The organism is Pseudomonas sp. BF-RE-22 (assembly GCF_019956155.1).
Classification (GTDB): domain Bacteria; phylum Pseudomonadota; class Gammaproteobacteria; order Pseudomonadales; family Pseudomonadaceae; genus Aquipseudomonas; species Aquipseudomonas migulae.
On record NZ_JAHBDD010000086.1, the window covers coordinates 139641 to 154285 of the forward strand.

Annotated in this window: 15 protein-coding genes; 8 read left to right on the top strand and 7 right to left on the bottom strand. The window is 54.7% G+C overall.

Features of this window, described 5'->3' with window-relative positions; all coding sequences use genetic code 11:
* The first annotated feature begins 19 nt into the window (after positions 1-19).
* Positions 20-877 (top strand): peptidoglycan DD-metalloendopeptidase family protein, encoded by an 858-nt coding sequence (locus KGA82_RS27855; RefSeq protein ID WP_223453202.1) that lies wholly within the window; start codon positions 20-22, stop codon positions 875-877.
* Between the two features lie 105 nt (positions 878-982).
* The gene (rpoS, locus tag KGA82_RS27860; RefSeq protein WP_008029016.1) at positions 983-1990 is read left to right on the top strand and encodes an RNA polymerase sigma factor RpoS; all 1008 of its coding nucleotides are present in this window, start codon (positions 983-985) and stop codon (positions 1988-1990) included.
* A gap of 1304 nt (positions 1991-3294) precedes the next feature.
* On the opposite strand, the gene fdxA is transcribed toward rpoS, so the two are convergent.
* The 7 genes from fdxA to KGA82_RS27895 all read right to left on the bottom strand — a co-directional run bounded on the left by fdxA (position 3295) and on the right by KGA82_RS27895 (position 10625).
* Positions 3295-3618, bottom strand: a complete 324-nt coding sequence (gene fdxA / locus KGA82_RS27865) for a ferredoxin FdxA (RefSeq protein WP_007908827.1) — start codon at positions 3616-3618, stop codon at positions 3295-3297.
* A 142-nt stretch (positions 3619-3760) separates the two neighbouring features.
* A complete protein-coding gene (gene mutS / locus KGA82_RS27870) occupies positions 3761-6328 on the bottom strand; it encodes a DNA mismatch repair protein MutS (protein ID WP_223453239.1) in 2568 nt (855 codons plus the stop codon).
* A 354-nt stretch (positions 6329-6682) separates the two neighbouring features.
* On the bottom strand, positions 6683-7555 hold the full coding sequence (locus tag KGA82_RS27875; protein ID WP_223453203.1) for a class I SAM-dependent methyltransferase: 873 nt from the start codon (positions 7553-7555) through the stop codon (positions 6683-6685).
* Entirely contained in the window at positions 7552-7974 is a 423-nt protein-coding gene (locus KGA82_RS27880; RefSeq protein WP_223453204.1) for a GtrA family protein, read from the bottom strand. Before KGA82_RS27880 ends, KGA82_RS27875 begins: the two co-directional genes overlap by 4 nt.
* Before the next feature lie 99 nt (positions 7975-8073).
* Positions 8074-9018 carry a class I SAM-dependent methyltransferase gene (locus KGA82_RS27885; protein WP_223453205.1) on the bottom strand — a complete coding sequence of 315 codons (945 nt, stop codon included), beginning with the start codon at positions 9016-9018 and terminating at the stop codon, positions 8074-8076.
* Positions 9015-9584, bottom strand: a complete 570-nt coding sequence (locus KGA82_RS27890; protein WP_317851276.1) for an acyltransferase — start codon at positions 9582-9584, stop codon at positions 9015-9017. Before KGA82_RS27890 ends, KGA82_RS27885 begins: the two co-directional genes overlap by 4 nt.
* A 48-nt stretch (positions 9585-9632) precedes the next feature.
* Positions 9633-10625: a glycosyltransferase family 2 protein gene (locus tag KGA82_RS27895; RefSeq protein ID WP_223453207.1), complete on the bottom strand. Its 993-nt coding sequence runs from the start codon at positions 10623-10625 to the stop codon at positions 9633-9635.
* A 520-nt stretch (positions 10626-11145) separates the two neighbouring features.
* Between KGA82_RS27895 and KGA82_RS27900 the strand changes: the two genes are divergently transcribed.
* From KGA82_RS27900 to KGA82_RS27925, 6 genes are all read left to right on the top strand, one after another.
* On the top strand, positions 11146-11880 hold the full coding sequence (locus tag KGA82_RS27900) for an XRE family transcriptional regulator (RefSeq protein ID WP_223453208.1): 735 nt from the start codon (positions 11146-11148) through the stop codon (positions 11878-11880).
* Positions 11881-12374: 494 nt separating this feature from the next.
* The gene (locus KGA82_RS27905; protein ID WP_223453209.1) at positions 12375-12557 is read left to right on the top strand and encodes a Com family DNA-binding transcriptional regulator; all 183 of its coding nucleotides are present in this window, start codon (positions 12375-12377) and stop codon (positions 12555-12557) included.
* A gap of 31 nt (positions 12558-12588) precedes the next feature.
* A complete protein-coding gene (locus KGA82_RS27910) occupies positions 12589-12852 on the top strand; it encodes a hypothetical protein (RefSeq protein WP_008039325.1) in 264 nt (87 codons plus the stop codon).
* Between the two features lie 216 nt (positions 12853-13068).
* Positions 13069-13416, top strand: a complete 348-nt coding sequence (locus KGA82_RS27915; RefSeq protein ID WP_008039324.1) for a phage holin family protein — start codon at positions 13069-13071, stop codon at positions 13414-13416.
* A gap of 88 nt (positions 13417-13504) precedes the next feature.
* Complete coding sequence (locus KGA82_RS27920) at positions 13505-14029, top strand: hypothetical protein (RefSeq protein ID WP_223453210.1); 525 nt, start codon at positions 13505-13507, stop codon at positions 14027-14029.
* Between the two features lie 3 nt (positions 14030-14032).
* The gene (locus KGA82_RS27925; protein ID WP_008039320.1) at positions 14033-14644 is read left to right on the top strand and encodes a phage baseplate assembly protein V; all 612 of its coding nucleotides are present in this window, start codon (positions 14033-14035) and stop codon (positions 14642-14644) included.
* The last annotated feature ends 1 nt before the right edge of the window (position 14645 follow it).

The following is a 14645-nucleotide window of genomic DNA, read 5'->3' on the forward strand; positions in this document are numbered from 1 at the left end:
ACCACAAAGGGAGCGGCGGGTGAGTCTCACAGTCATTGCGCAGCGAATGGGTATAACGAGCTTTCAGCGCCTGGTGACTGGCCTAGTCTTGAGTACCTTGCTGGTCGGTTGTTCCAGCAACAAGTCGAGCGACGTACGCGTCGTCGATCGCAACAATGCCGTGGCCCAGCGTCCGGCAGTGACCACGGGTCAGTATGTGGTTCGACCTAAAGACACCTTGTTCTCCATCGCCTTTCGCTACGGCTGGGACTACAAAGCCCTCGCCGCACGCAACAACATTCCTGCGCCTTACACGATACATCCGGGTCAGACGATTCGCTTTGACGGTCGCACCGGTTCAACGCCGGCGGCGGTGGCCAGCCCGGCCGATTCGGCGCCTTCATCGTCGAGTAAAACCACAGTAATCCGGCGCCAGCCAAATGGCGCAACTACGACGACAACGGTGGTTGCACCGTCCGTCGCCAACAAGCCAGCACCTGCTCCGATGCCTCCCGCAGGCCCGGCCCCGACCGGCTGGGGGTGGCCTTCTAATGGCATTCTCATTGGAAAATTCTCTTCAAACGGTAGTTTGAATAAAGGAATTGATATCGCCGGGGATTTGGGACAGCCTGTTTTAGCTGCGTCTGATGGGACGGTGGTATACGCCGGGAGTGGCTTAAGGGGCTACGGCGAATTGGTCATCATCAAACACAGCGACACCTACGTCAGTGCCTACGGTCACAACCGCAGGCTGTTGGTTCGGGAGGGGCAGCAGGTCAAGGTCGGACAGACAATTGCCGAAATGGGGTCAACGGGTACAGACCGGGTGAAACTGCATTTTGAGATTCGCCGACAAGGTAAACCTGTAGATCCGCTGCAGTTCCTGCCACGTCGTTGATTTGTTACCAGCCTGTTCCGTCACGTAGAGGGAACAGGCTCCAGCGTTGCCAAGGATAAAGGCGCCGCTTGAGCCTGAGGTCGAACTCACCAAAGGACTATAACAATGGCTCTCAGTAAAGAAGTGCCGGAGTTTGACATCGACGATGAGGTTCTCCTGATGGAGACCGGCATCGGTACGGATTCGATGTCGAATGATGAAGGGGCTGCTCCACCTTCCGTTCGTGCCAAATCCAGACACTCCGCCTCGTTAAAGCAACACAAGTACATCGATTACACGCGTGCGCTCGATGCCACGCAGCTGTACCTCAATGAAATCGGCTTTTCCCCTCTGCTGTCCCCCGAAGAAGAAGTTCACTTTGCACGCTTGTCGCAAAGTGGCGATCCGGCCGGGCGCAAACGCATGATTGAAAGCAACCTGCGGCTGGTGGTGAAAATCGCCCGACGCTATGTCAATCGTGGCTTGTCGCTGCTGGACCTGATCGAAGAGGGCAACCTCGGACTGATTCGGGCGGTAGAAAAGTTCGACCCCGAACGTGGCTTCCGCTTTTCGACCTACGCAACCTGGTGGATTCGTCAGACCATCGAGCGCGCGATCATGAATCAGACCCGGACCATCCGGTTGCCGATCCATGTGGTCAAAGAGCTTAACGTGTACCTGAGGGCCGCACGGGAGCTGACGCAAAAACTCGATCATGAACCCTCACCCGAAGAAATCGCCAACCTGCTGGAAAAACCGGTGGGCGAGGTCAAGCGCATGCTGGGCCTGAACGAGCGGGTTTCTTCGGTCGATGTCTCACTGGGTCCGGATTCGGATAAAACCCTGCTGGACACCCTTACCGACGACCGTCCGACCGATCCATGCGAACTGCTGCAGGATGACGACCTGTCCCAGAGCATCGATCAATGGCTCTCGGAACTGACCGACAAGCAGCGCGAGGTGGTGATACGCCGCTTCGGTCTGCGCGGTCATGAGAGCAGCACACTGGAAGATGTAGGCCTGGAAATTGGCCTGACCCGGGAACGCGTCAGACAGATTCAGGTTGAAGGCCTGAAGCGTCTTCGGGAGATTCTGGAGAAAAATGGCCTGTCGAGTGAGTCGCTGTTCCAATAAGCAAATCGCTTGAGCGGCATGCAAAAAGCCCCGACTGGTTCGGGGCTTTTTGTTGTCTGGCTGATGCTCGTGCATTGACGATATGTTTGTAGTCTTGCGGTGTAAGTCTTGGCTTACTCTTGCGTAAGTGTTCGCTATTTTTACACCCTGGAAGACGACTATTGTTCTCCGGGGCTCATTTTAATACTTTGATTTATATAGATATTTTTAAAAATCATGAGCAAATGACAGCGGATTTTTGCCGCGGAGGGCAATTGCTCTTGCTCGGGAATTCTCTAGTATTCAGGTTGTGTCGACGGACAGACACGCCCTTCAAGGATGAGGGGAAAGGACATTGCAGGATGCGATTCATCAGGACGATGAAAAGGAACACAGGGAATAGGGAAAAAATGTGGGCGGGTCAAACCGCCCCTTTTTTTGTCTTTTTTTGGTTTGGGTGCCACTTTATTTTCGAGTTGTGCGTGGTCTCCCCTGTAGGAGCTGGCTTGCCGGCGATGGCGGCCTCTGGGCCGACCAATCTCTTGCTGGTGGTGTACATATCCATTCCTGCGGTAACGGCGGCTTATGCTTTCGCCCTTACGGCGAGTCACTTGGAAGAGCCCCAAGTAACCAAGGGCTCTTGCCCCTTTCGTTCGGTGCCTCGCTAATGCTCGGCATGCCCTCGCTCCGGTCCTGCTCCGTGGGCCCGCCGCGATCGGCCATTCATGGCCGTGCGCGGCTAACCCGGCATCCATGCCGGGTTGCCCACTGCGCAGAACCTCCACTCGGCCTCTCGAGGGGGCACTCAGATCAAAAGCTGAAGGCGAGCTAACGCTCGGCCTGATGAGTGGTGAAAATCAAAAGCGTACGTGCCCCTCTGTAGGAGCTGGCTTGCCAGCGATGGTGGTCAACGATAACGCGTGCTGTCTGGATAGGCGCGGCGCACTTGAGTCCATCGCCAGCAAGCTGGCTCCTACAGGAGTGGCGTGATCCCGGTTCTGTCTCACGATACAAAATTTGTAGGAGCCGGCTTGCTGGCGATGGTCGTTAACGATAACGCGTGAAACCTGCTTCAACGCGGCGTACTTGAATCCATCGCTCCTACAGGAGTGGCGTGATCCCGTTTCTCTCACACGACACAGAATCTGTAGGAGCTGGCTTGCCAGCGATGGTGGTCAACGATAACGCGTGCTGTCTGGATAGACGCGGCGCACTTGAATCCATCGCCAGCAAGCCGGCTCCTACAGGTTTTTGCGTTATCAACTTTTTTGCCTGCAGAAAAGCAAAAAGGCCCGCAAGGGGCCTTTTCGGGAACGCAGGGTCAATCAGCGTTCGAGGTCTTTGATCTTGCCTTTGACGCCATCCCACTCTTCGGCATCGGGCAACGATTCTTTCTTCTCGGTGATGTTCGGCCAGATTTCGGCCAACTCAACGTTCAGCTGAATGAATTCCTGCATCTCTTCCGGGACTTCATCTTCGGAGAAGATGGCCACGGCAGGGCATTCTGGTTCGCACAGTGCGCAGTCGATGCACTCATCCGGGTGAATCACCAGGAAATTCGGGCCTTCGTAAAAGCAGTCCACCGGACAGACTTCTACGCAGTCGGTGTACTTGCACTTGATGCAGTTGTCGGTGACGACGAAGGTCATTTCTAATTTTCTCCTCAGGCGGCGGCAGCGGAGCCCCTTCACGTTGGGGTCGCCAGGTTTGGGAGCGATAGTCTGCAGGCCAGGCTATTAGCCTGCAGCATCCCAAACCGCGCGAGATTCTAACAGCTTGCAGGCAAGTGCGTTAGATCCGTGTCTTTAGTGTATAGAGCATTTCTAGTGCACGACGCGGTGTAAGGTCGTCCAGATCCAGTTTGGCCAGTTCTTCGAGTACCGGATGCGGCAGGCTGGCGAACATGTCGCTTTGCTGTGGCGCGGCCGATTTACCTTTGGCTGCCTTGGGCACTTCATGCGGCAGCGCGGTGGCTTCCAGGCGACCTAGGTGCTCGCGAGCGCGCACGATCACTTCGCTCGGCACGCCGGCCAGTTGTGCAACGGCCAGGCCATAACTCTGGCTGGCAGGCCCGGGCAGCACGTGGTGCAGGAACACGATGCGCTCGTTGTGCTCAGTGGCATTGAGGTGCACGTTGGCCACCAGCGGTTGCGCTTCCGGTAGCACCGTCAGTTCAAAATAGTGCGTGGCGAATAGCGTGTAAGCCCGCAGCTGCGCCAATCGTTCAGCCGCCGCCCATGCCAGGGACAGGCCGTCGAAGGTGCTGGTGCCGCGACCGACTTCGTCCATCAGCACCAGGCTGCGCTCGGTGGCGTTGTGCAAAATGTTGGCGGTTTCGCTCATTTCGACCATGAAGGTCGAACGCCCACCGGCCAGATCATCGCTGGAACCGATCCGGGTAAAGATCCGGTCCACCAGCGACAATTCGCAACTGGCCGCCGGCACGAAGCTGCCGATGTGCGCCAGCAGTACGATCAACGCGGTCTGGCGCATGTAGGTGGATTTACCGCCCATGTTCGGACCGGTGATCACCAGCATGCGCGTGTTGTCGTCGAGGCTCAGGTCGTTGGCCACGAACGGCGTGGTCAGTACTTGCTCGACCACCGGGTGACGACCCTGGCTGATGCGCATGCACGGCTCGTCGACGAAGCGCGGGCAGTTCAGGTCGAGATTCAGCGCGCGTTCGGCGAGGTTGCTCAGCACGTCCAGCTCGGCCAGGGCTGCAGCGGTGTCTTGCAGCGGCGGCAATTGGCTGATCAAGTCTTCGAGCAGCGCTTCGTAGAGCATCTTCTCGCGGGCGAGGGCGCGGCTCTTGGCTGACAGCGCCTTGTCCTCGAACGCCTTCAGTTCCGGCGTGATAAAGCGCTCGGCGCCTTTGAGCGTCTGGCGACGGATATAGTCGGCCGGCGCCGATTCAGCCTGCTTGCTCGGCAGCTCGATAAAGTAGCCGTGAATGCGGTTGTACCCGACTTTCAGGTGCGACAGGCCGGTACGGGCCTTCTCGCGTGCTTCCAGATCGATCAGGAACTGCCCGGCGTTTTCGCTGAGCGATTGCAGGTCATCGAGTTCGCTGTCGTAACCGGTTTTCAACACGCCGCCGTCACGGATCACCGCAGGCGGGTTGTCGATGATGGCTTTTTCCAGCAGGGCCGCCAGTTCCGGGTAGGTGCTGGTGGTTTTCGCCAGTTGAATAATGTGCGGCGCTTCCAGCTCGGCCATCGCCACTTGCAGCTCAGGCAATGCACCGAGGGCATCGCGCAGACGCGCCAGGTCGCGAGGACGCGCATTACGCAAACCGATGCGCGCGAGAATCCGCTCGATGTCACCGATTTCCTTGAGCTGCGGTTGCAGCTTTTCGAAACGGTAACCGTCGAGCAGGCAGGTGATCGAGGTCTGGCGCGCCAGCAAAACGTTCAGGTCCCGCAGCGGACGATTCAACCAGCGGGTCAGCAAGCGGCTGCCCATGGCGGTCTGGCAGCGATCGACCACCGATTGCAGCGTGTTGTCGCGGCCACCGGCCAGGTTGGTGTCCAGTTCCAGGTTGCGACGGCTTGCGCCATCCAGCACCACGGTGTCGTCCAGGCGCTCATGGCGCAGGCTGCGCAAATGGGGCAGGGCGGTGCGTTGGGTTTCCTTGGCGTAGCTGAGCAGGCAGCCGGCAGCGCCGATGGCCAGGGTCAGGTTCTCGCAGCCAAACCCTTTCAGATCCTGGGTCGAAAACTGCTGGCACAGACTTTTCAGCGCCGAGTCGCGCTCGAAATCCCACGGCGCACGACGACGAACCCCACGGCGTTTCTCTGCCGGCAAATCCTTCGGCCAGTCATCCGGGATCATCAACTCCACCGGATTGACCCGCTCCAGTTCCGCCAGCAGGTTTTCCCAGCCCTTGATCTCCAGCACGGAGAAGTTGCCGCTGGTGATATCCAGCACCGCCAGACCGAACAGACGCTCGTCACCCAGCACCGCCGCAATCAGGTTGTCCCGACGCTCATCCAGCAGCGCTTCATCACTGACCGTGCCCGGCGTGATGATCCGCACTACTTGCCGATCCACCGGGCCTTTGCTGGTCGCCGGGTCGCCGACCTGTTCACAGATCACCACCGATTCGCCGAGCTTCACCAGTTTCGCCAGGTAACCTTCCGCGGCGTGGTAAGGAATCCCACACATCGGAATCGCCTGGCCAGCCGACTGCCCACGGGCGGTCAGGGTGATGTCCAGCAACTTGGCGGCCTTCTTCGCGTCTTCATAGAAGATCTCGTAGAAGTCACCCATGCGGTAGAACATCAGCTGGTCGGGGTGCTGGTTCTTCAGGCGCCAGTACTGTTGCATCATTGGCGTGTGGCTGGAAAGGTCGGAAATTGCTTTATTCATCTGTGGGTTACAATTTTTTATCTGAATTTGTGGGGCAACTTCAGGGGTATTTGGCGTGCGTTTTTCTTCACGCTCCCCCCGCGTTCGCAGGTGGATTCAAGGGTATCACGTTGGTGGTCAAGAGCATTCCGCGCGCTGCGCGTATCAGGTGGCGCAATTGTGCATAGTGTTAATGCGCCATCAGTGTATTGATGGATACGGGCATGCAGGCTGTTTTTCTGGTCATTTCTCGTTGCGAGTGAAGAACTGCGAGATTAATTTTGGCTGGACGATTTTGTGTTGGAAACTTAGCGCCTTAGCATCGGGGCATACTTACGCCAAAAGTTAATTTTAAGCATGGAATTAAGCCTTCTTACTAGCCACAATTAGTCTGGAACCGCCGTGCGAAAAATTCACCCCGAATTTAATCAACCTTTGCTCGATACGCATTACGTGGAGTAGCACATTATTTAATAATTTCGGGAGGCGTAGTTCGGCCGTTGCATCGATCTCGGTAGATGCCATATTCGGCTTTCTACGTGAGAACAACATCGCAGGTAACAATAGACTTACGAACGAAGTGCTTCTCTCAATGCAGAAACCTGCGTCCACGACCTTTTTATGCAGTTCTTGAGCCGTGTATCGCCTTACATGGCAAGCATAGTCATCGTTAGCACTCCACAACCAAGGATGCTGCGGTATGGTTAGTAACAATACCCCTCCTGGTTTCAGGGCTTTATGTAGTTGAGTAAGGACGGTTTCATCTTCCTCGATGTGCTCAAGTACATCAAAGGCACCAATTGCATCGAATTCGTCTACAAACGGTACATGTCGCGCATCCATCTGCATGAACTGAGCAGAAGGTACTCGAGCGGCTGCATATGACAAACCAGCAAGGAATATTTCACTCCCGCTTAGTGCCATTTCTGCATCCATTTTGGCGATGCCAGACAGAACAAAACCAGTTCCGCAACCCACCTCTAGAAAGGTAGAAGCATTTTGCTTATAGGTTTGCAGCGCCCAGAGGATTAGTTCGTTACGCGCCCGGAACCAAAAGTTGGCAGCCTCCAACTGGGCTAGCTCCTCAAAATATTCTGGATTGAACCCCCCCCCACCATTCGCGAACTCTGCTGCGTGAGCCTCGACGCCATTCAATCGGACGGGTTCATACCCACACGCTGGACAAACCCACCCGTCTGAAGAAAAACTACTTGCGCACTTAAGACAGGCTCTCATGATCGTGCTCCTTTATTTGTGGCAGAGTGCGGCGCGAATACAAAAAAACGTGACAGGACAAACAAGAAAATTGCTACCACAACGATTGCTATCGCCTGAACGATTTGATGTGGAAAGTCCAGCCAGTCTACAAATAACGACAACAGTAATAGATTTAATAAACAGCCCAGGAGTTGCGCCAGCAGGTAGCGGACTCCAGCCTTGCCAACATGCCCGTCATGGCGAAAGGTGAAGCTCCGGTTGGCAAAGAACCCAATTAACGCACCGATGGAGTACAGTGCGGTCATGGTTAATTTTGGGGTGCTTCCAAAGTATGTCAGAAGAAGATACAGCGTATAGCCTGTAAGATTGGTCAGTAAGCCGATTAATGCGTAACTGAATACCTGTCTTAAAGACTTTTTTCGTGCTAACTGGTTCATATGCAAATCAAGACTCACTTGTAGTGATCTGACCGAATGCGTCAGCAGAATCGTGATCAGAATATAAAATGGCTCTCAAGGCGATGTTCTGTTCGTGCATCAAGAGTGACGGCGGATACAAATTTCCCACCCCCCCACTAATCCATAGGCTTCCTTGAACACATATCCGGGTAGCTTGAGTGTATGAGCTATTAATGTGCGAAAAAAGTGCTGCTTGAATGACGTTTCGACGATTGAGGGGGTGGAGTGGAATACGCTGAACTCTCCCTCTAGCGGCAGAACATCAATGACATTGTTCCAGAATTTTGCTCCCAGATCGTGAACATGTGCAGGGTAGGTGAAATCAAATTTTATATTAATCGCTTTGGTTATTTTTGACAGGGGGGTGACATAAGGTGTTCTGGCGTAAAAAACCCCATCTTTTTTAAGTGATGCTAATAGTTTAGCCAGAACTTCACGAGGCTCGGGTATGTGTTCTATAATTGCACTGGCAATAACCAGATGCATTGTTTTTTCCTGAATGTCTGTCAGGTCACTCGGGCGGTAAAATTGTATGCGGTTGTCCGATGTTGCTATTGTGCTTTTGTTGTAATCAACAAGTGCAATGTTGACTTTTGCAGCGCCGAGGCCAATTAACTCCTGTGCAACTCGAGCTGAAATTGATCCGTCACCGCCGCCATAATCCAGAATAGAAATATCTCGTCCAGACAGACTGCCCAGAGTTGGAGCAGCGCACCGTACTATATGAGAGGCCATACGGTCTGGTGCATCTAAAGTGATTTTGTCCTCTGTGTCATCAAAAGTATCGTAATAGCGAGAGTAATATTTGCTCAGTGTTTCTGGTTTTGGCATTCTTGATGCGGACGCCGCATTGCAGTTTTTGCAGTGCAAAAGGGCTACGTCCGGCGCGTCCTGCAATACTGCTACTTTTTTTCTTTCAGTTGCACTACAAAAAGGGCAAGAGACACTAGGCGCCAATAAATCCTGTTCTGACAAATGAGCTGACTGGTGGAATAAAGTAGCCTTCAGATTTTTTTGTGTCATGCCTTTTGCTCCAAATTGTATTCTTTCTCAAGCTCGAGAAGGTCTCGCTTACGTGTTTTCAAACGTTTGGCTGGGATTCCAAAGTAAACAGTCCATGCTTCTGTTGACTTGGTGACCAAGCTCATTGCGCCGATCGAAGTTCCTTCTTCCAGGGTGACGCCAGGGAAAACAACTGAACTGACTCCAACAATGGAGTGACGTTTAATAAAAACCGGTGATTTGGTTTCTTTTTTGAATTTGTCTGGAACAGTAGGGTTGGTCAGCGTTCGACCAGAATAGTCATCGGACTGAGCAAAGACGTGACAGCCGTATGCCAAGCCACAAAAGTCATCAAGTGTAACCCCGACCTCACCGCCCCCAACGTTACAGAAGACGGCAATATGGACGTTTTTACCAATAGTTACTTTTCCAGAAATGACACAAAAGTCATCAATGCGCGAGTTGTCGCCTATCTCCATAAGCTCCGGATTATAAATCGAAGCCTTATCGCTGATTTTGACATTTGAGCCTAGGTGTTTAAAGCCTAGAGCATTCAGAGATTCCTCATTTAAAAATGCCAAAGCCACCCTCCTTAATTATATATATGTTTCGCTTTTTGTGGACGACAGGCATGTTTAATTGTCAGGTTTTTGCTCGCTAAAGGTTATGCGCCTTACAATGTATAGAGGGCGCTTCTTGCTTTCATCGAAGGTCTTGCCAAGATAGATTCCGAGAATTCCAAGAATAGCGATGATTATTCCGCCGATAAAATACAGTGAAACAAACAAGCTGTTCCAGCCAGGAATAGATGAGCCATATATCAGCGCGTGGCTAAGAATATACGTTCCATAGCAAAAGGAGAAAAATGCCATCAAAAAGCCAAAACGTGTAGCCAATCGCAGTGGTTTGTCAGAGTGGGCGATGATGGTTTCAGACGCCAACTTCCAAAGCTTTGCGATAGTGTAAGTCGACTTACCCTCAAAGCGTTCAGCATGCTCTACATCTATGCTGGCAGTGGGAAAACCAATCCATTGCACTAGCCCGCCAAAGAATCGTAGTTGTTCTCCCATGCGGCGAAAGTTCTCCACCACCTTGCGTGACATGATGCGAAAATTACCGGTCTCTCCATCGTATTCAGTGTCGGTCAAATAGCTAAATACTTTGTAAAAGAACCAAGAGGAAATACGTTTCAGTGGTGGATCGCATCGTTCGCCGCGCCTGGCCAAGACGATGTCATAGCCTTCTTGTGCTTTGGCGTACAGGCGCGGAATTTCCTCAGGACGATCCTGTAGGTCGCAATCCATCACGACTACCCAATCTCCCTGACAAATATCCAGCCCTGCGGTGATGCCATAGTGCTGACCGAAGTTGCGGCTGAATTGCATGCCCCGCACTCGCGGATCTGCTGCTGCCAGCCGCTCGATCACATCCCAGGAAGTATCACCACCGCAGTCTTCGACCAGCACAATTTCAAAGTTTTCCGATATCGTTTCAAGTGCAGCCTTCAAACGCAGATAAAGTTCATCAAGGCAGCTTTCGGCCTTGTACACAGGGATAACGACGGAAATCTGCGGGGATGTCATGCGTTTACGTTCCAAATAATGTGCGCAACGATAACGCACGTCCATTGCGGGCTTTGTTTCGGTCGCGGCTGTGACAGAAGCGACGCGTGTACTGTATGAGGATCAACTCACCCAGGAGGGCGAAGTGGCCATTCCATCGAATGTCGTCTGGCCGATGGGGGCGACTACTTTGCATTTTTTAATTTTTTGTCGAATTCAGCGGATTGCACGATTGCCTTCACGTGGGCTGCGCTGGAAAGCTGGTGATTTTACGGGTAACAGGTGGGCTCTGTCATCTGGCAGCCTCCGTTTAGCCGGTCAGTTTTCTCCTGTTTGACGAACTGTCTGACTGATGCCGAACGTGTTGCAATTGCGGGCTGTAATGGAGCAGTGAAACCAGGTACCTATTTTTGGAGTGAATGCTCGCCAGATCTACGTGCCAAATGGCCATACAGTGCCGTTCCTGTTAATGAGGTTTGAGGACGGTGAGCAACTGAGGCTTCTCTACTGATTGTGCTCGATCTATGCAATGTATTATGCAAATACGCATTTGCTTCCCAAAAAAAGATCAAGCACTATGCGCGTTATGCAAAAACGCAATGTTTCTTCCGTCTTAAGAGCGCTGCTCGATCAGCACGGGATCTCCCCCACGGAGCTTCACCGTCGCACCGGCGTGCCTCAATCCACTCTCTCGCGGATCCTCAGCGGGAAGATTGTCGATCCTTCGGATAAGCACATTTCGAAGATCGCCGAGTACTTCGCCGTGAGCACCGATCAGTTGCGTGGCCGCGCGGATGTCGCGCCTGCCGCCAGTTCCGGTCGCGATGAATTGCATTCCGAACTCAAGGACATAAGCCTGTGGGACGACGATACGCCTGTCGATGACGACGAGGTGTCGGTCCCCTTTCTTCGCGAGGTTGAATTGGCTGCTGGATCAGGAAGATTCGTCATCGAAGAAAGCGAGCGCTCTAGCTTGCGCTTCGGCAAGCGCAGTTTGCGCCACAATGGTGTGCAGTTCGACCAGGCCAAATGCGTGACGGTGCGTGGTAACAGCATGCTGCCGGTACTGCGTGACGGCGCCACCGTGGGGGTCAATGCCGGCAAGTGCGGGATCGGCGATATCGTCGATGGCGACCTTTATGCGATCAACCACAACGGTCAGCTGCGGGTTAAACAGCTTTATCGCTTGCCTACGGGGATTCGCCTGCGCAGCTTCAATCGCGATGAACATCCGGACGAGGACTACACCTTCCAGGAGATCCAGGAAGAGCAGATTGTCATCCTCGGCCACGTCTTCTGGTGGGGCATGTACGCCCGCTAACCTCGTCGCTGTCAGATAAAACCCGCCATCGTGCGGGTTTTTTTTCGCCTGCTGAAAACCGCCAACGCCTTTGTCTGCGGGGCTTTCATGCGTCAGTGCATTTGCAATGCATAAATAAATGCATTTATGCATTGACTGTATATGCATCCATGCATATTCTTTGTCTCAAGCCGCTCAACAAAGCAGCTCGAAACGAAGTTCTTTAGTTCCACGACAAAGGCAGCGATGAACCGGCCTCAACGGTTCAGAGGGTTGGCAACTGACCCGGGTGTGCAGCGTAAAGCACCGAAAGCAGTTATCCGGCGGGCAGGGACCGCGGTCGGAAAAACAATCTGAATGGACCCGTACCGCGCCAGTAGCGCCGAAAGGTCAACGCGAAGGACCGCATTACTGAAAAGCCCGGCAAGCGCCGGGCTTTTTGGAATGCCTACCTCGTACGAGGTCGATCAACCTCATCCACAGAAAGGATTCGGCACAAGCCAGGAGGCGTCGTGATGTTGAAAGATTGCAGGTGTGGGCAGTGCAAAAGACTGCTCGCCCGGGTGGGTGAGTTCACCGAGCTCCAGATCAAATGCTCCCGCTGCGGAACATTGAATCACGTGAAGGCCGCGAGCCTTGAGCGATCGCCGTTGAGCGACAAAGAAGCGGCGCATGCCGCAACTTCCCAATTGGCATAGAGCTGTTGGGTTAATCGTTCAGGAGAAACATATGCAACGTTTTACAGGTGTAGCCCAATCGTTCATGAATGCGTGCGAAGCGATCGCACCCGTTGCGGGTGTGGAGATGGAGGATCTGGTCAAGAAAACCTTCAATCGTCCAGCGCAGGCAGAGGAGATGTTCCAATTCAAATTGTTGATGGACGGAGGTTATTTCTCCAACGAAGGCGTTGGCCCGAAGGGCACGCCACTTTATCAACTGACGTGGAAGGGTTATGCGTTGCTGCAGGCTATGCGCCGTAACGAAAACGTTTGATAGCGGGTATGCGATGGGGGCAACTCACCGGCATTGCCTGAGTTCTGCGCCCGGTAACGTGGTTGAAGGGCAGGCTTGTCGATGGGCAGGCCTGCTATCCGAAGCAAAATCAGGACGATGGTCTTCGACAGGTAGCGTGGAAAGACACGCGCCCCTATTTATGGCCTCGTATTCGCGGGGCCTTTTCGTTACGCAATTCACCCCAGGAGGCGTGACATGACAAACGAGCAACAAGCGTTGCTGGACATGCCGATCTGGCTGGTCATCGTGCTCGCCCTGGTGGGCGGGGTAACCGGCGAAATGTGGCGTGCCGACAAGGAGGGCGCTCGCGGCTGGTCATTGCTGCGGCGTCTGGCCCTGCGTTCCGGGGCCTGCATGATTTGCGGGGTGTCGGCCATCATGCTGCTGTACGCCGCCGGCCTGTCGATCTGGGCGGCCGGCGCGTTCGGCTGCCTTACGGCGATGGCCGGCGCCGATGTCGCCATTGGCCTTTATGAGCGCTGGGCGGCCAAGCGGATCGGCGTGTGTGAAGTGCCGCCGCGTGATTCCCGCCCGGATCAATAAAGCCAGGTCCCTTTGCCGTTCTGGCATCCCCGGTCCGCTGCATGAACCCACGCAGCCGGACGCCTCGAAATTTGAATGGAAGCCACTTATGTCCCTCGACATCGATAAGCCGTCGCGTCTGTTTTTTGCCATTGCCGACGCGCTGCGTGCGGTTGGCCCGGGTTTGAAGGTCGGAGGCCGCCAGGACTTCGACGGCACGTTCGATCAGGCGTGGGTCCTGATCGCCATCGAACGCAATGCACCCGGCGACCGCGCCCTTGATGGGCGCATCGCCCATGTCTTGACGGTCTCGCTGCAAATCATTGTGCCGCCGACCCTGAGTAATCCGGGGTTGGCCGCAGGCGATCTGGCGAGCGTACTCAAGGGATTGGCCACGGATAACCGCTGGGGCCTGCCGGGTAGTCAATGTGACCTGCCCATGAATATCGATGCCTTGCCGTCGACGCTCATCAGCGGTTCGCAGGAGTACCTCGCCTGGACCCTCTCCTTTACCCAGACGATTTACCTCGGCGCATTGCTGCTGGAGGACCCGCTGGGCATCCCGAAATTCGCCAAAACCTGGGAAGTCTCGAACATCGACGACCCGGACCAATACACCGCACTTGAGGACTGAGCCATGTTCGATGCGCTTTTACGTCAGCAGCTTGGCCCGATCATTGAGCGTCTGGCCGAGATGGAGGCCGAACTTGAAGACGTGCACCGGCGCAGCGACAGCTTGTGTCGTATCGGCGTGTGCCAGGAAGTCGATGCGGCCAGCAATACCTGCCGGGTCAGCCACTCAGGATTGCTGACGCCCGCCATCCGTTTTTTCAACCCCAGCGCCGGGGCGCAAAGCGAGTCGCGGATCCCCTCGGTCGGCGAGCAATGTCTGTTGCTGAACCATGGCGGCGGCGAGGGCGGCGCTCAATCCGTGGCGTTGTTCGGGCTTAACGGCAATCGGTTTCCACCCGCCTCGACCCAGGCTTCGCTGACGCGTCGCCTCTATCTGGACGGTACGGAAAGCGGTTACGACGACGCCCTCCATGCCTTGCACTGGAAGAACGGCCCGGCGGCGTTCAATGGCTCTCGCGAAGCGCTCGAGTTGAATCTCGGGCCGGCGAGACTTGCGATCACGCCTGAGGCCATCGAACTGCAACTGGGCGCGGTCGGCTTGCGACTCGACGCTTCCGGTGTGCACCTGAGCGGCCCGGTGGTGGATCACCAGGGACGCGTCATCAGTACCGCATAAA